The 256-nt window shown below is 73.4% G+C and carries 1 protein-coding gene; it reads left to right on the forward strand.

Features of this window, described 5'->3' with window-relative positions:
• Positions 1 to 256, forward strand: a 256-nt coding sequence (locus tag RT309_RS13510; RefSeq protein ID WP_313357847.1) for an FGGY-family carbohydrate kinase, incomplete at both ends; no start/stop codon positions are given.

Below are 256 nucleotides of genomic sequence, written 5' to 3' on the forward strand. Positions count from 1 at the left end.
CTGCCGCTGATCGCGACGCTGAACGCGGCCCGGGTGATGGATGCCACGGCCGCCCTGCTCGGCGTGGACCACGCCACGTTCAGCGAGCTCGCCCTGAACGCCGACCCCGGCGCCGGCGGCCTCGTGCTGCAGCCCTGGTTCGAGGGTGAGCGCACGCCGAACCTGCCCGATGCGACCGCCAGCCTGTTCGGCATGACTCTGGCGAGCACCACGCGGGAGAACCTGGCCCGCGCGGCGATCGAGGGCGTGCTCTGCG

It is taken from the genome of Microbacterium sp. (assembly GCF_032084865.1).
GTDB lineage: Bacteria > Actinomycetota > Actinomycetes > Actinomycetales > Microbacteriaceae > Microbacterium.